Genomic DNA, 21,868 nt, shown 5'->3' on the forward strand with positions numbered 1-21,868 from the left:
TCACCTCCGTCAGCGGGCGGGGCCGGAGCGGGTGAGGCCGGCCTTGTCACAGGCGGGCCGGAGCTTGGGCGTGCAGATCTCCCGGACCGTGTACACACCGTCCTTGACCAGGGTCTTCTTGATGTTGGTGGCCGTCACGGCGATCGGGGTGAGCAGGGAGGCCGGGATGTTCTCGGTGGTGGGGCTGTCGACCGTCGTCCGGGCGATGGAGCGCAGGCTCCGGCCGTGCCCCAGGGCGACGGCCATGGCGGCGGCGGCGTGCGCCTCGGCCTTGAAGGGCTTGTAGACGGTCATGTACTGGTCGCCGCTGACGATGCGCTGCACGGCGTCGAGGTCGGCGTCCTGGCCGGTGACCGGCGGCACCGGCCTGATCCGCGCGGACTTCAGCGCCGAGATGGCACCGGAGGCGACGCTGTCGTTGACCGCCAGGACGCCGCCGATCCGGTGCGGGCCCAGTGCGGTGACGGCGGCCTCCATGTCGTCGTACGCGTTGTCCGGCCGGTATTCGATGACGTCGTACGACTTGCCGATCCGCACCTTGTCCTTGAGGACGGACATGGCGCCCCGCTTGAACCAGCCCGCGTTGGGGCTGCTCGGATCGCCGTTCATCATGACGATCTGGCGGCCGTCCCCCCTGGCCCGCATGGCGTCCAGGAGCGCCCTGGCCTGGAGCCTGCCGACCTGTCCGCCGTTGAACGAGGCAAAGCCCGAGATCGGACCCTGGGCGAGCCGGTCGTAGGCGATGACCGGGATACCCGCCTTGTGTGCCGCCTGGACCGAGGAGCGCAGCGCCTTGGCGTCGACGGGATCGAGGATCAGCGCCCCCACCCCTCTGGTGATCATGGAGTTCATCTGCCGCTGCTGGCTCGCCACGTCGTCCCCGGCGTTGGCGTGGGCCACGGTGCAGCCGGGGCACAGCTCCTTGACCCGCTTCTCGATCATCGGCCGGTCGGCCTTCTCGTACCGGGTGACCTGCTGGCTCGGCAGCAGCAGGCCGACCGTGAAGGCGTTCCCGTCCTGCTCCCCGCCGTTGTTTCCGCACGCCGCCAGGGACGCGGCCAGCAGCCCCGCGGCCACGGCGGCGACGGCACTCCGGGTACGGGGCATCCTCATCTCACCCACCCCCTTGCCGGACGCGGGGCCCGGGTCCGGTGTCACCGGGCCCGGCGACATCCGCCTCACGCGGCGGTACGACGATCTCGCTCCACACCTGCTTGCCGCCGCCGACCGGTACCGAGCCCCAGGACGCCGACATCGCCTCGACCAGCAGCAGCCCCCGGCCCCCGGTCGCCTCCCAGTCGGTGATCACCGGCTTGGCGGGCGCCCGCGGGGAGGAGTCGCTCACCGCGACGCGCAGCCGGTCGATGGCGTACGTGAGGTCGAGGCGGACCGTGCCGTGGGTGTGCATCAGCGCGTTGGTGACCAGTTCGGAGACGACCAGCAGCGTCACATCGGTCTGGTCCGACAGGCCCCACGAGCGCAGTGTGCGCGCGGTGAAACGGCGGGCGTGCATGACGGCGTCGGGCAGCCGCCACACCAGCCAGCCGGCCCGGATGGGCCGCACCCGCATGCCGTCGTACCGCAGGAGCAGCAGCGCCACGTCGTCGTGACGCTGGTCGGCCACCGAGAGCAGCGCGTCCGCCATCCGGCCCAGATCGGTGGGGGCGGCGGCCAGCGCGCGGCGCATCCGGCGCATGCCCTCGTCGAGATGGAGCGTCGAGGACTCGACCAGACCGTCCGTGAGCAGCGCGAGGACCGTGCCCGGCGCCAGCGGCTCCGCCGTCATGGGGAACTCCGCGTCCGCGACCACCCCCAGCGGCAGCCCGCCCTCGACCACCACCTCCTCGGTGGTGCCGTCCGGGCGGCGCACCAGCGGCGCCAGATGCCCGGCCCGGACGAACCAGGCGTTGCCCTCCTCCATGTCCAGCTCGACATAGGCGCAGGTGGCGAACAGATCCGCCTCCATGCCCACGAGCAGCCGGTTGGCGTGGGACACCACCACATCCGGCGGATGCCCTTCCACCGCGTACGCGCGGACCGCCGTCCGCATCTGGCCCATGATCGTCGCGGCGGCGGCGCTGTGCCCCTGCACATCGCCGATGACCAGCGCCACCCGGCTCTCGGAGAGCGCGATGACGTCGTACCAGTCGCCACCCACCTGGAGTCCCCGCATCGCGGGCAGATAGCGGGCGACGGCCACCCCGCCGGGCAGTGGCGGCAGGCTGCGCGGCAGCAGACTGCGCTGGAGCATCGTGGCCAGCTCCTGCTCGGCGTCGTAGGTGTGCGCCCGCATCAGGGTCTGGCCGACCAGCCCCGCGGTCGCGGTCAGCAGCGACCGTTCCTCGGGGCCGAACGGATGGGGAGCGTCCCAGCCGATCAGGCACACCCCCGCCACCTGGCCGTGGGCCGGGAGCGGCAGCACGGCCAGCCCGCCGGGGCCGATGCCCGCGAGCCCCGGCTCCAGCGCGGCACCCGCGGGCCACAGCCGCGGACGGCCCTCGCGCAGCGTGGCCCGCAGGCTCGGCAGGGCGTGCAGCGACGCGTCGGGCCACTCGGAATGCCACTCCGAACGCCACAGCTCCGGCCACGCGTCGGCCTGCGGCGGATCGAGACCCACCACCACCAGCCGGTCCGCCTGCAGCTCGGCGAGCGCCACCCGGTCCGCTCCCAGCGGCTCGCCCAGGGCGGCGACCACCACCCGGCTCACGTCCCGGACCGTCATCGCGTTGTCCAGCGCGGTCGTCAGCCACTGCACCCGGGACACGTCGTCGGCGCGCGGGCGCAGCGCGGCAGCGCTGGTGACCACGCCCACGACGCGCTCCGGCCGTCCCGTGGCGTCGGTTCCCACCCGGCAGCTCAGCCGGAGCCAGCGCACCTCGGTGGTCGACCGGCGGATACGGAACTCCAGCTCGCGGTCCCCGGCCGCCTGCGCCGTGGGCTCGACGACCGACAGCAGCGCGGGCAGATCCTCCGGCACGGTGCACGCGAGCAGCGTGTCCACCGTGCCGTCGAAGTCGTCCGGCGCGATACCGACCAGGTCCAGCAGGGTCGGGTCCGCCTCGATCAGGCCCGTGCCGGGCAGCAGGACGAACGATCCGACGCGCAGACTCCGCAGCGCGGGACCCAGCAGCGTGGTCGCCCCGGTGCGGGCCGCGGGGCGGGACGCACCGGCCGCCCGGAGCCGGGTGGCGATCGCGTCCGCGTAGCGCAGCAGAAAGCCCCGCTGCTCCGCCTCGAAACCGTCCGCGGCGCTGCCCACGATGAGCAGACAGCCCAGCCTGCCGCCCTCGGCCCCGAGCGGCAGCGCGCCCAGCGAGGCACCGGGCCACCGCGCCGCCGACCCGTCCCGCTGGTACGCGGCCACGCCGTCGGAGTCCAGCCACAGGGGGCGCCCGGTGCACAGGGCGTCGGCGGCGGGGGAGCGGTCGGAGAGCGCGTAGTGCTTCGGCAGGGCATCCGGAGCCGTGCCGGTCCCGGCCGCCCTCGCGGTCTCGACCAGCCGCAGGCCGTCGCTCCCCTCGCCCAGCACATAGACGGCCGCCAGCGACACCCCGGCGAACGCGAGAACCCGCTCCCTCCCGGTGGGTTCCGGCGCCGGGGACATCGCACCGGCGTTGTGGGGCATGTTCCCGTCTGCCTCCCCTCCGTGCCGCAGGTACGGGCAGGTGGAAGTCCCCGGAACACGGGCGGCGGGGGCAGGGGTGCCGTATCCGGCGATGCCGGACCGCGCCGCCCAGGAGTGGCAGGGCACCCACCCACCAGAATGTCACAGCTCAGGGAAGCCGCAGGGCGGGCCGGACGGCGGGCCGGAGGGCGGCGAGCGGACTACAGCATGTGGACGATGCTGGGCGGTGCGAAGAGGTGGCGGGCGCGGTGCTCCAGGGCGAGCACGGCGGGAAGGCTCCCGGACGCGTCCGACACGCACCGCTCGCAGTTCTCGTCGGCCTCGGGCAGCTCCGCGACATGGCGGGTGGCGATGTGCCGGGCCAGCCGGATCTGGGTCGACACGATGGAGTCGTGGGGATCGCAGTCGGTCCCCGGCCCCAGCTCCTCCAGCGCGGCGTCCACCAGCTTGGGGGCCTGCTTCATCGCCCGGTACAGATCGGTGCACTTGTCGCACCCCCACATCCAGGGCGGAGGCAGCGGCCACTCGTCGGCGGGGTCCACGTTCCTGGCGCTCATGTCGTCACAGTAGCGAACTGCGGGGGCACGCACAGTGACTTGACGTAAATCCCCTCACTTACGGGCGACACCCGCCCAGAAGGACACCTCCTCGTCGGTCACATCGCCGGTCTCCACCCCCGGGTCCCCGGCGGCCAGGTCGGTGCGCCAGCGGTGCGGCACCACCAGGCCGGGCTCGACCATCTCCAGACCGGTGAAGAACCGTTCCACCTCGTCCCGGGTACGGATTTTCCCCTGAATGCCCCCGCTGTGGTAGATCTGCACGGTCCGCTGGGTGGCCTCGGGGTCGAAGTCCGGGGTGATGTGGCTGAGGACGAGATACGAACCGGGCGCGAGCGCGTCGACCAGCTTGCCCACGATCCCGTACGGCTCCCAGTCGTCCGGCACGAAGTGCAGCAGCGCGCACAGGCTCAGGGCCACCGGCTGGGACAGATCCAGCACCTCGGTGACGCCGGGGGAGGAGAGGATCGTGTCCGGGTCGGCGACATTCGCGTCGACATACGCCGTGCGCCCCTCGGGGCTGCTGGTGAGCAGCGTCTGCGCGTGGGCCAGCACGATCGGGTCGTTGTCGGCGTACACCACCCGGCTCTCCGGGGCCACCGACTGGGCGACCTCGTGCAGATTGGGCCGGGTGGGAATGCCGGTGCCGATGTCGAGGAACTGGCGGATGCCCCGCTCGGCGGCGAGGAACCGGACCGCGCGCTGCATGAACGCCCGGTTGGTGCGCGCCGCGACCATGACCCCCGGCCACAGCGTGAGCACCTTGGCGGCGGCTTGGCGGTCGGCGACGTAGTTGTCCTTGCCGCCCAGGAAGTAGTCGTACATCCGGGCGCTGTGCGGACGTCCCTGGTTGAGCGGGGTGTTGGGGGGCTCCGGCCCGCTCCCGGTCTGGGGTGCTACACCTTGCGTGGCCACGTGGCGTCCTCCTCCGTTTCCGGGCGCGATGCGGGGCGATCGCGGCGCCTCTCCGCAAGGATCGTAGGCTGCCCGGCACGGCCGGTTACTCGCGGGTCCGGATAACTGTTCGCGGTGGAGCGGTCATTGACGGGCCGTTCATCATGTCCCCGGCGCGCATCCCGTCAGCGGACGCGCACGCGGCCGCCCGAGAAGTGGCCGAGCGCCTGGTCGATCTCGCTCTCGCTGACCGGCTGGAGGGGAGAGTGGACGGCGAGGTGGAGGCGCGATACGCCCTTCCGGTTCCGCCGCGTGCGGCTCTTCACCTCGGGCTGGTTCAGCCCGCTGACCCCGGGGGTGGTGGGGGCGCCGGGGGCGAGCGCCACCAGCAGCACACTGAGGCGACCGCGGCCCTTCACCTGGACGTTCGCGACTGCGGCCCAAGGAAGGAAAACGGGCTCGGGCGCCGCGTCGACGACACACCACAGCCCCTCATCGGTCACCCGCATCGCGACCGGGGAGATCTCCTTCACCGCCCAGGTCTGCTTCAGCCGCCGTAGCGCGGCGAACCGGCGTGTGGAGTCGCGCAGGTAGATCGGCACGAAACACGTGATCATCAACAGGGTTATCAGCAGGGTGGTGGTGGCGTGGACAGCGGTGGTGTAGACGAAGTAGACGGTGCCGACCATGACCACGAGCATGAACACGGAGCCGACCACCCCGCTCCACGCGGACCACGGCAGGCTGCGCAGCGATGCGGCCCGCATCCGGGCCACCGCTCCCGGGTCGGTCGTGACGACGTACTCCTGGCCCGTCCCCTGCTCCATGTCCATGACCACAGTCTCGATCACCGTTCCAGGGAAGCCAAGTCCCGACCTGGGAGGATGCATCCGTACGACACCGGGAGGACACTGGTCGTAACGGACGCCTGACAGGGAGCCCTTCATGACCACATCCCGGGACCTGTTGATCGTCACCATGGACGGGGAGCCCAGCCGCCTGGTGGAGCGGGGCGATCTGTCGCTCGGGCTCGCCGGGGCCGAGCTGATCGACCTCTTGGGCGCCCAGGAAGCAGGGCTGCACGGCGAGCGCGTCGTGCCGGGGCTCGCGGGCATGCCGGACGACCCGCTGCTGCGCCAGGCCGCCTCGTCGCTCGTGCGGGAGGAGCCGTACGAGTCCGTCGGCGACTGGCTGTGGCGCAGGGGCCGCGGGCTGTCCGCCGCCTATCTGTCCGCGCTGGAGGCGGACGGACAGCTCGTCCGGCAGCGCAACCGCCGCTGGAAGGTGTTCTGGACCCGCGAACTCGTCCTCGTCGACACCGAAGCCCGCCGCCACGCGGCGAACCGCTATCGGTCGGACGAGCCGGTCCTCGCCGCGCTGACGGAGGCCATCGGCGTCCGGGAGCCGGGCGGCGAGCCCCCGAAGGTGTCCGACGACGCGGTGGAGCGGGTGCTCGCCGCCCTTGAGGACGCGCTCGCGGAGCTGGCGGCCGAACGGCAGCGGCGGGACCGGCGCCGCGGCGAGGCGGCCGTGGACAACGTCCGCCGCGGCTACTGAACTCCGGTGGCCGCCGACGCGGTTAGCCGAACCGGTGCGTCCCCGACCAGCCGGGCTCGCCGGTGGTGGCGAAGCGCACCCACGCGCCGTGCATCTCCGCGGCGAGCGACGGCGGGATGTCCGGCCCGAGCAGCCCCTCGGGCGTACGGAGGGCGGGCAGGGCGGTGTTGTCGAACACGAACGGGAGTTCCGCGGTGTGGCAGGCGCCGTATGGACCGTCCCGCCAGTCGAAGTCGTAACGGAACGCCTTGCCGTGCAGGGACACCAGCCGCTGACTGCCGCCCCGGAACATCGCGTCGATGGCCGCGCTGTACCGCGGCTGCTGGTAGAGCCGTGATTCCTGGCTGTTCGTGCCCACCAGCAGGTCCACCGGACGCGCCTCGGGTACGTCGTCGAGCACCACCCCGAACGGGGTCAGCCGGGCCCCGACGGGCAGATCGGCCACCGCGGACAGCAGCCGTTCGTCGGGGATGTCGGCGAAGCCCGCCACCGTCGCCGGAACGCCCAGCCGGTCGGCCAGCGCGCGGGTCGTCTCCGCCGCCTGCTCGCCGGTCAGCGTGTGCAGTCCGCCGCTCTGGCTGATGGCGCGCCGGAACAGCCCGGCCGCCTCGGGCGTCACCAGCAGCGCGCTGACGATCATCGCGCCCGCCGACTGCCCGAACACCGTGACCCGGTCCGGGTCCCCGCCGAACTCCGCGATGTGGTCCCGCACCCACCGCAGCGCGGTGACCACGTCCAGCAGGCCACGGTTGCGCGGCGCGTCCGGCAGATCGAGCCAGCCGGGCGCGCCGAGCCGGTAGTTGAGCGTGACGAGGACGACACCGTCGCGGGCGAAGGACGTCCCGTCGTACAGGGGCGCCTGGCCGGTGCCGGAGAGGAAGCCGCCGCCGTGCACGAAGACCATCACCGGCGCGTCGGCCCGCTGCCCGGCCCGCTCCTGCCCGGCCCGCTCCTGCGGGGCCCAGACGTTGAGGGTCAGATAGTCGTCGCCGCGCACCCAGCCCGAACCCATCACCGGGCTCAGGTCCAGCGGGAAGCGCCGCGCCGGGGCGGGGGCGGTCGGGCCCGGCCCGTCGGAGCCGCGTACGCCGTCCACCGGCGTCGGCGCCGCGAACCGCGCGGCACCGGTCGGGGCGGCGGCGTACGGGATGTTGCGGAAGACCGTCACCGCCATGCCGCCCACTCCTTCACCGCGAACCGGTCGCCGTCGCGCCGTACTTCGGCCGCGCCCGCGCCGGGGAAGTGCGCGGGGAACAGCAGGGCGCCCTCGTCCGCCGCCGACTCCAGCACTCGGCGGCGGGCGATCCGGGCCTGGTCCTCGTCCTCGTCGAAGCAGGGGCTGTCATGCGGTTCGGCGAACTGCAGCGGGCTGTGCAGCAGATCGCCCGCGAACAGCGCCCGGTCCGTGCCCGACCGCAGCCGTACGACGGTGGAGCCGGGCGTGTGGCCGGGGGCGGGTTCGAGGCGCAGCTGGGCGTCGATGTCGTAGTGGTCGCCCTCCCACAGCACGGTCTGCCCCGCCTGGTGGACCGGGGCCACGCTGTCCTCGAAGACGTTCGCCATGCCCGGGCCCGAGCGGGTGCGGTGGCCGTTCTCCGGGTTCCAGTAGTCGAAGTCGGCGCGTGAGATCACGTACCGCGCGTTCGGGAAGGTCGGCCGCCACTCGCCGTCGACCAGCGTGGTGTTCCAGCCGACGTGGTCGCCGTGCACATGCGTGCAGATCACCGTGTCGACGTCCTCCGGGCGCACGCCCGCCGCGGCCAGCTCGCCGAGGTAGTTGGTGTCCAGGTGGTGGAAGAGCGGCATGTGCCGCTCGCGGCCGTTGCCGATGCCGGTGTCGACGAGGATGGTCCGGCCCTCGCTGCGCAGCACCCAGGTCTGGATCATCGTGCGCACCGTGTCGGCGGCCAGGTCCAGAAACTCGGGAGCCAGCCAGCTCTCGTGTGCGCGCCAGTGCTCCATGGGTACGTCGGGAAAGATGATGTCGCGGGGGAGGCCCGTGGAGGGCAGCTCGACCACGCGGGTGATGCCGACGTTGCCGAGTGTCATGGTGTCCATGCGTCCAGCCTGCTCCCCGGTCCCGGTCCGGCGGTATCCGTCACATGACTGCACCGGCGGATACAGTCGGGTGATGACCATCGTGGGGAGGGAGAGCGAGAGCGCGGCCGTGCTCGGCCTGACCAGCGGCGTGCTCATCGTGACGGGAGAACCGGGCGTGGGCAAGAGCACCCTGCTCGAGCTGGCGGCGGACCGGCACCGGGGGCGGGTGCTGCGGATGACGGGCAGCGAGAGCGAGGCGAACCTGCCGTTCGCCGGACTGCACCAACTGCTGCGGCCGGTCCTCGGTGACACCGCCCGGCTGCCCGCCCGCCAGCGGTCGGCCCTCCTCGGCGCCATCGGCGCGGGGAGCGAGGGCGACGGGCCTCCCGACCGGCTGCTGCTCGGGGTCGCGCTGCTCGCCCTGCTGTCCGACCTCGCCCAGCGGTCGCCCCTGCTCGTGCTCGTCGACGATCCGCAGTGGATCGACACCGGCTCGCTGGAGGCGCTGGCTTTCGCCGCCCGGCGCGTCGACGACGAACCCCTCGCCGTCCTCGCGGGGGCCAGGGACACGGGGGCCAGGGACACGACGGGCGCGGCCCCGGCGGCGTTCTCCGGGTTTCCCACGCTCGCCCTGGGCCCGCTGGACGGCTCCGCCGCCGCCCGGCTGCTGGACCGGCAGCCCCATCCGCCCACCGGCGGCCGCCGGATGCGCATCCTCGGCCAGGCCGCCGGAAACCCCCTGGCCCTGGTCGAACTGGCCCGCGCGTACGGGAGGGACGAAGCGTACGGTGTGGACAGGGCGTACAGCGCGAACGGGGCGTACGGCGTGGACGTCCAGCACATCCAGCACATCCAGCACGTTCCGGACGCCACCGGCGAGGAGCTGCTGCCGCCCACCGACCGTCTGACGCGGCTCTACGCCGCCGACCTCGACGCCCTGCCCGAGGCCACCCGCCACGCCCTGCTCCTGGTCGCCGCCGACGAGCGGGCCGTGGCGGGCCGGATCGAGGCGCTGGCCCCGGCCGAGGCCGCCGGACTGCTCCGGATCACCGGCGGCGGCAACGCCCGGCGGGCCCGCTTCCGGCATCCGCTGATCCGGTCCGCGGTCTACCACTCCGTACCGCTGGCCGCCCGGCGCCGGGCGCACCGCGACCTCGCCGCGTCGCTCACCGGGGAACCCGACCGCCGCGCCTGGCACTTGGCCGCCGCCGCGGAGGGCCCGGACGAGGAGATCGCCGCCGCGCTGGAGGAGTCCGCGGGCCGGGCCCGGACCCGCGGCGGATACACCGCCGCCGTCACCGCGCTGGAGCGCGCCGCCGAGCTGAGCCCCGCGACCCACGACCGCGCCCGCCGCCTGGTGGCGGCCGCCCGCGAGGCCGTCGCCACCGGTCAGCCCCACTGGGTGCGCGAACTCGCCGCCCGGGCCCACGCCCTCACCGACGACCCGGCGCTGGTGGCCGAGGCGTCGCTGCGGGTCGGACAGGTGCTCACACTGAGCGCCGAACACGACACCGCGCTGACGCTGCTGACGCGCGCGGCGGAGGACCCCCGGCTGCGCCGGACCGCCACCGTCCTGGCCTCCGTGGCCGTCTTCTACTCCGGCGACGAGGACCACCGGCGCGCCATACGGGCACGGGCGCACGGCGATCCCTGGACGCTCACCGTGACCGACCCCGCCGACGCGCGCTCCGCCCACGTGGCCGCGCTCCCGGAGCTGGTGGAGCGGGCGGACGGCGACCCGGCGCTGCTCAACTCGCTCGGCGCGATGGCCTGGCTGCTCGACGAGACGGCCCTCGCGGTACGGATCTTCGACGACGCCCTCGACCGCTGGCGGCTGCGCGGCGCTCTGCCCACCGGCCTCGGCTGCACCGCGGGGTGGGCGTACCTGGACCACGGGCTATGGGCGCAGGCCCGGCTCGCCGCCGCCAACACCTCTTCCTCCGTCGCCGGGCTGCCCCACCTCGAAGCCGCCGTGCGGTCCCTCGAAGCCGCCCCGCTGGCCCTGACCGGTCGGACCGCCGAGGCCCGCACCGCCGCGTCGGCCGCGCTGTCCCTGGTCGACCCGGACCGCAGCCGCGCCGTCGCCGTCCGCGCCCGCTGGGCGCTCGGCATGGCCGCCGTCGCCGAGGGCGACCAGGTGACCGCGTACGAACAGTTCCGCCTGCTGTTCACCGCCGACGGCGACCCCGTCCACTACGCGTGCTCCCACACCGGCCTCGCCGAACTCGCCGCCGCGGCCGTACGCACCGGCCATCACGCGGAGGCCGCCGCCATCGTGGAGCGCACCGAGAAGCGGCTCGCCGACGACCCTTCACCCCGGATGCGCGCACTGATCCACCGCGCCCACGCCCTGCTCGACCCGTCCCGAGCGGAACCGCACTTCGAAGCCGCCCTGGCCGACCCCGCGGGCCGTCAATGGCCCTTCGAACGCGCCCAGATCCTCCTTGACCACGCCGAATGGCTGCGCCGCGCCCACCGCATCACCGACGCCCGCCCCCGCCTGCACACCGCGCTGGAGACGTTCCGCCGCCTCGGCGCCCACCCCTGGACCGACCGCGCCCAAGCCGAACTCCGCGCCGCCGGTGTCGCCCCGGCCCCCGCCGCCCCGGACGCCCTCACCTCCCTCACACCCCAGCAGCAGCACATCATCCGCCTCGCCGCGAAGGGCCTGAGCAACCGCGAAATCGGCGAACGCCTCTTCCTCTCCCCCCGCACCGTGGGCTCCCACCTCTACCGCAGCTTCCCCAAACTCGGCGTCACGGCCCGCTCCCAACTCCGCGACGTCCTGGAGGCTTCCGGGCGGACGTAGACCCCGGCATCTCAGGGTCGAGACGTCAGCAGTTCGCGGGCCAGGGCCTCGCCCCACCATCGCTCGACGGCGTCGGGGAGCCAGCCGCGTTCGACGGTGAGCGTGGTGTAGACGTCGATGCTGCACAGCGCCGCGTAGACGTCGACCGCGGTCGCGATGCCCAGGCCGCTGCGCAGCGTGCCGATTGGCCAGGACGAGAACACCCGCACCCGGGTCTCGTCGCCCCGGGCCCGGCCGTCGCGGTACGCCGTGGCCAACTCGGTCTCGGTGCGCGCCGCTTCGCGCATCAGCGTGATCACATCGCCCGCGCGCTCGAACAGCCGCCGGTCGTAGCCGGCCATCGCGGCGAGCTGCCGGGCGGGCCCGGTTCCCGGGGCCTCCAGCTCGGTGAGCATCCGCGTCGCGTCGGCGGAGAGACCGGCCGCGTCCGCCACCGCCCGCATCAGGCCCGTCTTGTTCCCGTACGCCGCGTACACCGTCGGCACCGAGACGCCCGCCTCCCGGGCCACCTCGCGCACGGTCGTCCCGGACCAGCCCTGGGCGACGAAGCAGGTGCGGGCGGCGCGGGCGATCTCCGCCCGGGTCTGCTGCGCCTGCGCCGTACGGCGGATCGACTCGTAACGGCGTCGGCCCGGCTCTGAACTCACGGCTTCCCCTTCGGTGTTGCCACTGACTTGTCGCTACCTATAATGAATATATGCTGCGTAAAATCAATGAGGCAACCACCATGGGCTTCCCCCGTATCTGCGGTCTCGCCGCCCTCGGGTTCGCCGCGATGATCAGCCTGAGCAATGTGATCCAGGTGCCCGCCGGGCTGCCGGTCGCCGGCGCCGGGCTCGGCGAGGTCATCGCGTTCTTCGGCACCGAGAGCCGTATCGTCGGCATCGGCTCCGCCCTCACCCCCGCCGCCTGGGTGCTGGCCACGATGTTCGGTGCGGGCGTGGTCTCCGTGCTGTGGCGGTCCGAGCGCCGCCGGGGCGAGGCGTGGTCCCTGCTCGGCCTGGCCGGTCTGGTCCTGCAGAACGCCGCGTTCGCGGGCGTCATCGCGATCCGGCTGGCGCTCACGTCCACGGCCTCGGAGGACACGGCCCCGGACGGCAATGGCACGGCCGCCTCGGACTGGTCTCGGCCGCGCTGCTCTTCGGCTCGGCCACCCTCACCACGTGGTTCTTCGGCCGGAGTGACGCTTTCGGGCTGCTCGGGCTCGTCGGGTGGTTGCTGTGGGTGGTCTGGCTCGTCGCGTACGGCGTCACCTTGATCCGGTGGAACCCACGGCCGGGAATTACGTGAGGATAAGAAAAGGAAAAATCCCCGGCCGCCTTGACGACCAGGGACTTCCGCTGAGTATATTGGGGATTTGTGTGCCTGCACGCATTCGGGGCACATGGAAACTCGATGAAGTCATCATATCCAGCGGGAGTTGAATTGTCAAACGCGGAATTGCGTCAGGAGCAGGAATTCATCGACCTGCTTCACGCGCGTCTCGCCGAACTGCGGGCCGGGGCCGAGGAGGCGGTGGGTGACGCCCTGTCGATGGAGGGGCGGAACTTCCAGGCGCGGCTGGAGCGCGATGTGCTGGTGGCCGAGCGGTCCGGGCTGCTCGCCGCGTTCGACGCGGGGGAGAGGGGGCTGTGCTTCGGGCGGCTGGCGTTCCGCGACGGCCGCGACCACCACATCGGGCGCATCGGCATCCGGCGCGACGACGTGGAACGCACCCCGCTGGTCATCGACTGGCGGGCCGATGTGGCGCGCCCGTTCTACCTGGCGACCGGGCACACCCCGATGGGGCTGCGCCGCCGGCGGCACATCACCACCGAGCGCGGGCAGGTCACCGCCCTGCACGACGAGATCCTGGACCTGTCCGACGCCGTACGGACCGGGCATGAGAACAGCGACGCGGACGCCGTGCTGCTCGCCGCGCTCGACTCGGCCCGAACGGGCCGGATGCATGACATCGTGCAGACCATCCAGGCCGAGCAGGACCGGATCATCCGCGCCCCGCACCACGGTGTCCTCGTCGTCGAGGGCGGCCCCGGCACCGGGAAGACCGTGGTCGCCCTGCACCGCGCCGCGTATCTGCTCTACGCGCAGCGCGAGCTGCTGGCCCGCCGCGCGGTGCTGGTCCTGGGGCCCAACCCGGCGTTCCTCGGGTACATCGGCGAAGTGCTGCCCGCGCTCGGCGAGACCGGTGTGCTGCTGGCCACGCTCGGCGAGCTGTTCCCCGGCGTGACCGCCACCGGCACCGACACCCCGGCGGCCGCCGAGGCCAAGGGCCGCGCCACCATGGCGGATGCCCTGGCCCGCTTCGTACGGGACCGGCAGGCGCTGCCCGACCCGGCGATCGTGATCGACCACGACGACGGTGAACTGATCCTGGACGCGGACATCGCGAGCGACGCGCTGTGGCGGGCGCGCGAAACCGGGCTGCCGCACAACCTGGCCCGCCCGCACTTCGCCTTCAGCGTCATCGACGGGCTGACCGCCCAGCTCACCGACCGGATCGGCGCGGACCCCTACGGCGGCCCGAACCTCCTTGGCCCGGACGACATCGCCCAGCTCGGCAAGGCCATCGCGGCCAGCCCCGAGGTGCACGCCGCCATCGACGAGCTGTGGCCCGAACTCACCCCGCGGCAGCTCGTCGCGGACTTCCTCACCGACCCCGTCCACCTCTCCGACGCCGACGCCGACGCGATCCGCCGCACCGGCGGCGAGTGGACCGCGGCGGACGTACCGCTGCTGGACGAGGCCGCCGAACTGGTCGGCGAGGACGACTCCGCGGCCCGCGCCGCCGCCGAGGGCGCACGGCTGGAGCGCATCGAGTACGCGCAGGGCGTGCTCGACCTCTCCTACGGTTCCCGCACCCAGGAGTTCGAGGACCGCGAGGACGACGACTCGGAGGTGCTGGCCGCCCACAACCTCATCGACGCCGAACGCCTGGCGGACCGCAACGAGGAGGCCGACCACCGCACCGCCGCCGAACGCGCCGCAGCCGACCGCACCTGGGCCTTCGGCCACATCATCGTGGACGAGGCGCAGGAGCTGTCCCCGATGGCGTGGCGGCTGCTGATGCGCCGGTCCCCGACCCGTTCCATGACGCTCGTCGGCGACCCGGCGCAGACCGCGGAGCCGGGCGGCTGCGGCTCCTGGTCCTCGATCCTCGCCCCGTTCGTCGAGGACCGCTGGGAACACACCCGGCTCGGCGTGAACTACCGCACCCCGGCCGAGATCATGGCGGTCGCGGCGGAGGTGGCCCGGTCCGCGGACCCCGCCTTCGAGCCGCCGAGTTCGGTCCGCGCCACCGGCGTACGGCCCTGGGCGCGGCACACCGCCGACCCGGCCGACCTGCCGGGCGCGGTGGCCGACGCCGTGGCGCGCGAGTCGGGGACGGAGGGCCGCCTCGCGGTGATCGCCCCGCCCGCCCACCACGACGCCCTCGCGGCCGCGCTACCGGACGCGTCCACGGGCCGGTCCCCGGACCTGACCAGCCCGGTGGTGCTGCTGGACCCGCGGCAGGCCAAGGGTCTGGAGTTCGACACGGTGATCGTGGCCGAACCGGCGGAGTTCGGGACGAGCGACCTGTACGTGGCGCTGACCCGGGCGACCCAGCGGCTGGGCGTCGTACACACCGGGACGTTGCCGGGTGCCCTGGCCGGGCTGGCAGAGCCGGCCGGGTTGCCCGAGCCGCAGGACGCGGCCGCCGCGCCGGAGCCGGAGCGGTGAGCCGGGCCGCGGTGCGGCGGCGTGCAGGTGCGGTGGCGCGCGGGTGCGGCGGTGCGGTGACGCGACGGCCACGGCCCCGCCGCACCGCGCCGCCACCGACGTACGCCGTGGGCGGCGTCCGCCGCCGCCCCACGCCGCGTTCCGGCAGACGGCCGCACCGGGTCGGTACGCGTCGGTGGGCGGCGAACCGCTTCCGGTGCGGATCGCCCGTAACCGTCGGGCAGTTGACCCCGCCCCGTACAGGGGGACACGTGGCAGCGGAATCCTGAACGGCGGGGGACACTTCCGCGGCGGCTCGGCGAACCCCTGGTAGGCGCCGCCGCAGATTTGCCCCGGGCCGGGGGCCGTGTGCGACAGTAGAGCGCCCCGATCGGCCGGGCGCGCCCGCGCGCGCAGCCGCCGACGGGCCCCCATACCCCAGTAGGACAGTCTCCGGTCGCGCCCGCGCGTGTCCGGGCTGTCGCCGTCCCTCCACTACGTCCTTCCTGAGAGCGATGCTGGCAACGACTCTTCCTCCCCGGACCGCGGACCTGTTCGAACAGGGCCTGGAGTTGCGACCCGGTGCCGCGCTGCTGCGTTTCGGCGCGGCGCGGCAGCGACCGGTCGGCCGTTTCGGCTGGTCGGGCGATGGCGCGGCGGCGTGGCTCGACGACGTCCGCGGGCATGTGTGGACCGTCGGCGCCGCCGAGGCGGCCGCCGGGCTCGTGCTGCGCGCCGCGCAGCGCCGTCCGGAGCAGGTGCGGGAGTTCACCGCGCCGCGCGGCACCGACGCGCTGGTCGCCCGCCATCTGCCGGTGGACGACATCGTCGAGTGGGTGTTCCGCTGGACGCTGGAGGAACCGCCCGTGCAGCGGGGTGAGGAGCGCGTGGTCGTCCTCGACGAGAGCCACCACGATGAGCTGCTCGCCTTCCTCGGCGAACACAGCCCCGCCTACTCGACCGGCCCCGACTCCGCGGATGTGAGCCTGTGGTGCGGAATCCGGGGCGACGACGGCCGACTGGTGGCCTGCGGCGCCATGAGCAGCCTGCGGGACAGCGGGGCTCCGCTGATGGCGTCGGTCGCGACGGACGCCGCCCAGCGCGGCCAGGGGCTGGGCGCGGCGCTGACGTCGTGGCTGACCCGGTACGCGGTGCGCCGCCACGGCTTCTGCACCCTGTGGCAGCTCGCCGACAACACCCCCGCCGAACGGCTCTACACCCGCCTCGGCTACCGCAATGAGGACCCCTGCGTGGCCGCCCGGATCGCCTCCGACTGAGCGCGGCGAACCTCATGACAACAGTCACACCGGCCCCCGGAACGAACGGGGCGCAATAGTAGATACCCGCTCGGCGAAATCGGAGACTTTTCGGCCCTTGCCGACATGTCGTATCCGGTTTCGCCGCAGGTCCGGAGTCCCGCCCGGCCACAAGGCCACCAGGCGTTCTGACGGCGGGACACCGTCACATCTCCTTCACGAGACCTGCGCAGCACACCTCGGTATCCCTCCGCAAGCGACCCCGCACTACGACCCACGGTAGTAGCGAACATTTGTTGCATTGGCTTCGCCACGGCCCTAAGAATGACGGCCCACACCGCGCCTCGGCAGTTCTGGCATCGCTCCGCGCAGAGTCAGCCGTACACGGGGGAGGGCGTGCCGCGATTACCGAGTGAGGGACACGCATGAACAAGCACCGCAGCACGAACACGCACCACCGGAAAATAGCCGTCGCGGCCGTCGCGGTGGCCGCCGTGGGTGTGCCGTCCGTCGCCATGGCGTGCTTGGACGGGCCGGACGACAAGGGCACCGAGGCCCGTGGTGTGACGGCGTCCGCGTCGGCGTCGCAGCGGTGGGAGGAGAAGGGCCACCACCGGGACGCGGAGAAGACGGAGAAGGCGGCGGCGCCGACGAAGCGGGCGAAGGTGACGGAGCGGTCGTCGCGCTCGTCCTCCGCCACCCCGAGACGAACCTTCACCACCTCCGCCCCCGCCACCACCCTGTCCGCCACCGCCCCGGTGGCGGCGAAGTCCAAGGCCCCGGCCACCACCGCCGCCCCCGTCACCAAGGCCGCCGACTCCGCGTCGACCACCGCGTCCAGCGCCCAGGACGAGGTCGTGGACCTCGTCAACAGCGAGCGCGCCAAGGTGGGCTGCTCGCCGGTGAAGGTGAACGCGAAGCTCACCAAGGCCGCCCAGGACCACAGCGCGGACATGGCCGAGCACAGCAACATGTCCCACACCGGGTCCGACGGGTCGCAGCCGGGCGACCGGATCGAGCGGGCGGGCTACTCGTGGAGCACCTACGGTGAGAACGTCGCCTACGGCTACAGCTCGGCCAAGAGCGTGATGGAGGGCTGGATGAACAGCTCCGGTCACAAGGCCAACATCCTGAACTGCGACTTCAAGGAGATCGGCGTCGGCCACTCCGGGTCCGGCAACTACTGGACGCAGGACTTCGGCACGGCCCGCTAGCTCGCACACCCGCGCTCCCGCCCGCACTCTTTTCGCGGTTCGCGCCGAGTTCGCGTTCCTGGGCCCGTTCGCGGATGCGCACCATTATGGTCTGGTGCCATGCACGTGGCAGGTGTCCTCGACAGGGTGACCCGAGGGACCCGGGTGGCCGTCGGTCCGATGGCGCGGACCGGAGAACCGCGGGCCGGAGGGCCGTGGCGGCCGCGGCGCCGGGTGGCCGTGCTCGTCGTGGTCGTGATGGCCGTGCTGCTCGCGCAGATGGCCGTCGCGATGGTGACCACGGCCGTGGAGCAGACGCCGACCATCGACGAGCCGGTGTACGTGGGGACGGCGAAGACGTATCTGCAGGAACACAGCCTGCGGTTCAACCCCGAACACCCGCCGCTGGGCAAGCTCATCATCGCCGCCGGGCTGCTGTTCGCCCATGCCCGCCTCGCCCCCGGGTTCGCCGGGGACCAGGGGGCGCTGGGGCGGCGGCTGCTGTACGAGTCGGGCAACGACCCATGGCACGTGATGCTGTGGGCGCGGCTGCCGGTGATCGTGCTGACGCTGCTGTTCGGGCTGGTCGTCTTCGCGTTCGCAACGGAACTGGCCGGTCCCGTGGGCGGAGTGGCGGCGCTCACGCTGTACGCGTTCTCGCCCGATGTCATCGCGCACGGCTCACTCGCCACGCTCGACGCACCGATGGCCGGATTTCTGCTGACCTCGGTATGGCTGCTGTGGCGGGCGCGCCGCCGCCCCCTCACGCATCTGCCACTCGCCGGGGCGGCGCTCGGCGCGGCCGTGGCCACCAAGATGAGCGCGCTGCCCGCGGTTCCGGTGCTGATGCTCCTGGCGGTGCTGTCGTACGCGTACGCCCGCCGCGCCCCCGGCACCGGATGGCGCGGCAGGGCGCGGGTCCTGGCCCTGGGCGCGGCGGGTGCGGTGGGCATGGCGCTGGTCGCGCTCGCCGTGGTGTGGGCCGCGTATCTCGCCGTTGACCCGCGGTTGCGCTGGACCACGCCCGGCGGCGTACCGGCCGTCCACGGGCTGCGCGGGCTCGTCGTCGACCTGCTGCCGGTCCCCGAGCCGTTCCAGGACGGGATGCGCGTCCAGTTCGGATTCGAGAACCAGCTGTGGCGCGGCTTCCTCTTCGGCCACCAGTACCACGGCTCGCTCTGGTACTACCTGCCCGCCGCGCTGCTGGTGAAGACGCCCCTGGGCATGCTCGCGCTGTGGGCCGCCGGTGCCGTCGCGATGGTGGCGGCGCCCCGGCTGCGGCCCGCGGCGCCGTACGTCCTCCTGCCCGCGGCCGTGCTGCTGGCCGTGGCCATGGACGGAGCCCGCGACCTCGGTGTGCGCTACGCGCTCTTCCTGCCCATGTTCCTGGCGGTCGCCGCGGCCGGGGTGGTCACGCTCCGGTGGCGAGGGGCCCGCGGCGTGACGGTGGCCCTGGCCGTATGCGTGGCGGTCAGCTCGCTGCACACCTTCCCGTACTACCTGCCGTACGCCAATGAGGCGTTCGGCGGCCTGGCCGGGACCCATCGGTATCTCCACGATTCGAACGTCGACTGGGGCCAGGACCTGGGGCGGCTGGCCGACCGCCTCCGGGGGCGCTACCGGGACCAGCGGGTGTGGCTGGTGTACAAGGGCAGCGGTGTGCCGTCCGCGTACGGCATCCACGCCCCCGACCCGCGCAGAGTGTCCCCGGACCGGGTGCACGGGCTGCTCGCCGTCTCGGACTCCTCGGTCGCCGGGGCGCGGGGCAGGCTGGCGGCGCTGATCGAGCACAGTCGGCCGGTCGGCGAGGTCGGCCACTCCATCACCGTCTACCGCCGGACGTAGCTCTCACAGCCAGGGCCGGTTGCTCTGTTTCCGGCCATGATCGGTAAGGTTCACCTCTGCACGTGCGGGGGCGTGTGCGTCGGAGGTCGTCTCCTCGGTTGTTCTGCGCCCGCTCGCCGATCGCCGACACCGAGGAGGAGTGCCCATGTCGTACCCGAGGCCGCCCGAAGGCCCAGGACATGCCGGGCCCTACGGACAACAGCATGGGCAACAACACGGGCAGCAATACGGGCAACAACAGCCCCAGCAGGGCCCGCCGCCCATGCCACCCCAACCCCCGCCCATGGCCCCGCCGTACCCCGGGCAGGGCGCACCGTACCCCGGGCAGGGCGCGCCCTACGGCGCCATGTACGCCCCGCAGCCGCCCACGCAGCAGCCGCCCGCGCCGCAGCGGAAGAGCACGGGGCGCACCTGCCTCTCCGCCTTCCTCGGCATCACCGGCGCGCTCGGGATGCTGGGCGGTGGCGCGCTGACCGCGCACGCCTACTCCAACCACAGCCAGAACATCGCCAACCACAGCGAGTACGGCGCCTCGATGTGGCGCAACGAGCCCGCCGACAAGCTCTTTCCGGACACTCTCGCGCCCAGGGAGAACGCCCAGTCCGCGGGCAACGACCGCAAACGCGCGCAGTGGCACCGCATCGGGATATCCGAGCAGACCGGCTGTGACGACGGGCTGAGCGGAGCCACCGCGACCGAGGCGGAGAAGCTCGGCTGCAAGGCCGTCCTGCGTGCTACCTACGTGGACCCGACGGGCAACACCGTGGCGACCGCGGCGCTGATCGTCCTGCCCGGCGGCGACTCCGTGAAGAACGAGATGGGCACCTTCTTCGACGGCGAGAAGGAGAAGCACAACCCGGGCCCCGGTGTGAAGGCGTACGCCGTCCCCGGCACCGTCGCGGCCCGGTGGAGCGACGCGCGGTCCAACGCCTCGGCGGGGGCGACGGTGACCGAGATGTACGTCCCGTACGCCCTCATGGCCTCCACCGGCGCGGTCGACGGCCGCAAGGCGGGCGAGCTGCCCGGCGAGTGGGGCAGGTACAGCTCCGACGCCGAGCAGGACCGTGCCCCGTGGCGGGGCGCGGCCAGTGGACTTGTCGACGCCCTGAACACGCACCTCGGCGATCTGCTGTTGGAGGAGACCTCATGAGCACCCGGCGACACACTCGCGCGCGCGTCGGCACGGCCATGACGGCGGTCGTCCTCGGCTCGGTGCTGGGCGTGGTGGCCGCGCCCCCGGCCGCCGCCGCGCCCCCGACGCCCACCAGCTGGGAGGCGAAGGCGCTCGGCCTGGCGTCGGCGCAGCGCACCGCCCAGGGCAAGGGCGTCAAGGTCGCGGTCCTGGACAGTGGCGTCATGACCAACCATGTGGCGCTCCACGGCAAGGTGACCACCGGCCCCGACTTCCTCAAGGACGGTCTGCAGCCCGGCGATTCACGCTGGGGCGGCCATGGCACCGCGATGGCTTCGGACGTCCTCAAGGCGGCCCCGGAGGCGAGCATCCTGTCGGTCCGGGTGATCGACGACAAGCAGTATCACGACCCCGAGGACTGGAAGCAGGGGCCCAGCCCGGTCGGCCAGGGCATCGACTACGCGGTCGACCATGGCGCCGATGTGATCTCCATGTCGCTCGGTGGCGAGATGTTCGGCGACAGCGTCGACGAGGACGAGGTCGACGCCCTGGCCCGGGCGGCACAGAAGGGCATCCCGGTCATCGCCTCGGCGGGCAACGACGGCGACATGTTCAACGACGCCTCGTACCCGGCGGGCTACCCGGGCGTGATCGCCGTGGCCGCCACCCAGCAGAACGGCAGCCGCGCCGAGTTCTCCACGGTGCGGACGTACAACTCGGTGGCCGCGCCGGGCGTGGCCATCGTGAGCGCGAAGAACACGGGCGGCTACGAGCCGGTCAACGGCACCTCGCCCGCCGCCGCGCTCACCTCCGGCGTGGTGGCCCTGATGCTGTCGCACAACGGCAAGCTGACCCCGGCTCAGGTCCGCACCCTGCTGACGAAGACCGCGCACCATCCGTCCGGCGGGCGCGACGCGCTGGTCGGGTACGGGCCGATCGACGCCGCTGCCGCCGTCCAGGCCTCCTCGAAGCCGCCCGCCGACGGGACGGGCCCGGTGAAGTACACGGGCAAGGAGCATCTGGCCACCCCGGACGGTACGCCGAAGACCCAGCATCCGCCCCTGGAGACGGACCTGGTGACGATCGGCCTCGGCGCGGCGGGCGCGGGGCTGGTGATGGTCGTCGGCGCGGTGCTGATCACCCGCGCGGGCCGCCGCCGCGCGGCAGCGGCTGCCGCGGGCGTTCCGCGCGGCTGAGAGGGACCCGCGCGGAGGGGGTGGCGGGCGCGCTCGCCACCCCCTCCCGTGCGTTCTGCCCGACC

The 21,868-nt window shown here is 73.1% G+C and carries 17 protein-coding genes; 9 read left to right on the forward strand and 8 right to left on the reverse strand.

The genetic code is table 11. The annotated features are described in order from the left end of the window. Positions 1-9: 9 nt before the first annotated feature. From ABZ370_RS06050 to ABZ370_RS06070, 5 genes are all read right to left on the reverse strand, one after another. Complete coding sequence (locus ABZ370_RS06050; RefSeq protein WP_358617057.1) at positions 10-1,113, reverse strand: substrate-binding domain-containing protein; 1,104 nt, start codon at positions 1,111-1,113, stop codon at positions 10-12. 1 nt (position 1,114) lies between these two features. Further along, positions 1,115-3,625, reverse strand: coding sequence for a SpoIIE family protein phosphatase (locus tag ABZ370_RS06055; protein ID WP_358617059.1), 2,511 nt, complete (start codon positions 3,623-3,625; stop codon positions 1,115-1,117). A gap of 200 nt (positions 3,626-3,825) precedes the next feature. Then, positions 3,826-4,182 (reverse strand): hypothetical protein, encoded by a 357-nt coding sequence (locus ABZ370_RS06060; RefSeq protein WP_358617061.1) that lies wholly within the window; start codon positions 4,180-4,182, stop codon positions 3,826-3,828. A gap of 54 nt (positions 4,183-4,236) precedes the next feature. Further along, complete coding sequence (locus ABZ370_RS06065; protein WP_358617064.1) at positions 4,237-5,097, reverse strand: SAM-dependent methyltransferase; 861 nt, start codon at positions 5,095-5,097, stop codon at positions 4,237-4,239. Between the two features lie 164 nt (positions 5,098-5,261). Further along, entirely contained in the window at positions 5,262-5,927 is a 666-nt protein-coding gene (locus ABZ370_RS06070; protein ID WP_358617067.1) for a hypothetical protein, read from the reverse strand. 94 nt (positions 5,928-6,021) lie between these two features. Between ABZ370_RS06070 and ABZ370_RS06075 the strand changes: the two genes are divergently transcribed. Further along, positions 6,022-6,633, forward strand: coding sequence for a GPP34 family phosphoprotein (locus ABZ370_RS06075; protein WP_358617069.1), 612 nt, complete (start codon positions 6,022-6,024; stop codon positions 6,631-6,633). 22 nt (positions 6,634-6,655) lie between these two features. On the opposite strand, the gene ABZ370_RS06080 is transcribed toward ABZ370_RS06075, so the two are convergent. Both ABZ370_RS06080 and ABZ370_RS06085 read right to left on the reverse strand, forming a co-directional pair. Continuing rightward, positions 6,656-7,807, reverse strand: coding sequence for a carboxylesterase family protein (locus ABZ370_RS06080; RefSeq protein WP_358617071.1), 1,152 nt, complete (start codon positions 7,805-7,807; stop codon positions 6,656-6,658). Next, positions 7,798-8,691, reverse strand: a complete 894-nt coding sequence (locus ABZ370_RS06085; protein WP_358617074.1) for an MBL fold metallo-hydrolase — start codon at positions 8,689-8,691, stop codon at positions 7,798-7,800. Before ABZ370_RS06085 ends, ABZ370_RS06080 begins: the two co-directional genes overlap by 10 nt. Positions 8,692-8,764: 73 nt before the next feature. On the opposite strand from ABZ370_RS06085, the gene ABZ370_RS06090 reads away from it, so the two are divergent. Next, the gene (locus ABZ370_RS06090) at positions 8,765-11,482 is read left to right on the forward strand and encodes an AAA family ATPase (protein WP_358617077.1); all 2,718 of its coding nucleotides are present in this window, start codon (positions 8,765-8,767) and stop codon (positions 11,480-11,482) included. Between the two features lie 11 nt (positions 11,483-11,493). On the opposite strand, the gene ABZ370_RS06095 is transcribed toward ABZ370_RS06090, so the two are convergent. Continuing rightward, positions 11,494-12,129 carry a helix-turn-helix domain-containing protein gene (locus ABZ370_RS06095; RefSeq protein ID WP_358617079.1) on the reverse strand — a complete coding sequence of 212 codons (636 nt, stop codon included), beginning with the start codon at positions 12,127-12,129 and terminating at the stop codon, positions 11,494-11,496. A 50-nt stretch (positions 12,130-12,179) separates the two neighbouring features. Here ABZ370_RS06095 and ABZ370_RS06100 point away from each other — a divergent pair, with 50 nt between their 5' ends. From ABZ370_RS06100 to ABZ370_RS06130, 7 genes are all read left to right on the forward strand, one after another. Then, positions 12,180-12,740, forward strand: coding sequence for a hypothetical protein (locus ABZ370_RS06100; RefSeq protein ID WP_358617081.1), 561 nt, complete (start codon positions 12,180-12,182; stop codon positions 12,738-12,740). A 137-nt stretch (positions 12,741-12,877) separates the two neighbouring features. Then, positions 12,878-15,202, forward strand: coding sequence for an ATP-binding domain-containing protein (locus ABZ370_RS06105; protein WP_358617084.1), 2,325 nt, complete (start codon positions 12,878-12,880; stop codon positions 15,200-15,202). Positions 15,203-15,696: 494 nt separating this feature from the next. Further along, positions 15,697-16,458, forward strand: coding sequence for a GNAT family N-acetyltransferase (locus ABZ370_RS06110; RefSeq protein WP_358617086.1), 762 nt, complete (start codon positions 15,697-15,699; stop codon positions 16,456-16,458). A 404-nt stretch (positions 16,459-16,862) separates the two neighbouring features. Continuing rightward, the gene (locus ABZ370_RS06115) at positions 16,863-17,651 is read left to right on the forward strand and encodes a CAP domain-containing protein (RefSeq protein WP_358617089.1); all 789 of its coding nucleotides are present in this window, start codon (positions 16,863-16,865) and stop codon (positions 17,649-17,651) included. Between the two features lie 237 nt (positions 17,652-17,888). Further along, the gene (locus ABZ370_RS06120) at positions 17,889-19,475 is read left to right on the forward strand and encodes a phospholipid carrier-dependent glycosyltransferase (RefSeq protein WP_358617439.1); all 1,587 of its coding nucleotides are present in this window, start codon (positions 17,889-17,891) and stop codon (positions 19,473-19,475) included. Between the two features lie 262 nt (positions 19,476-19,737). Further along, the gene (locus ABZ370_RS06125; protein WP_358617091.1) at positions 19,738-20,625 is read left to right on the forward strand and encodes a hypothetical protein; all 888 of its coding nucleotides are present in this window, start codon (positions 19,738-19,740) and stop codon (positions 20,623-20,625) included. Continuing rightward, positions 20,622-21,803, forward strand: a complete 1,182-nt coding sequence (locus ABZ370_RS06130) for a S8 family serine peptidase (protein ID WP_358617094.1) — start codon at positions 20,622-20,624, stop codon at positions 21,801-21,803. Before ABZ370_RS06125 ends, ABZ370_RS06130 begins: the two co-directional genes overlap by 4 nt. The last annotated feature ends 65 nt before the right edge of the window (positions 21,804-21,868 follow it).

The organism is Streptomyces sp. NPDC005962 (assembly GCF_040629205.1).
Classification (GTDB): Bacteria; Actinomycetota; Actinomycetes; order Streptomycetales; family Streptomycetaceae; genus Streptomyces.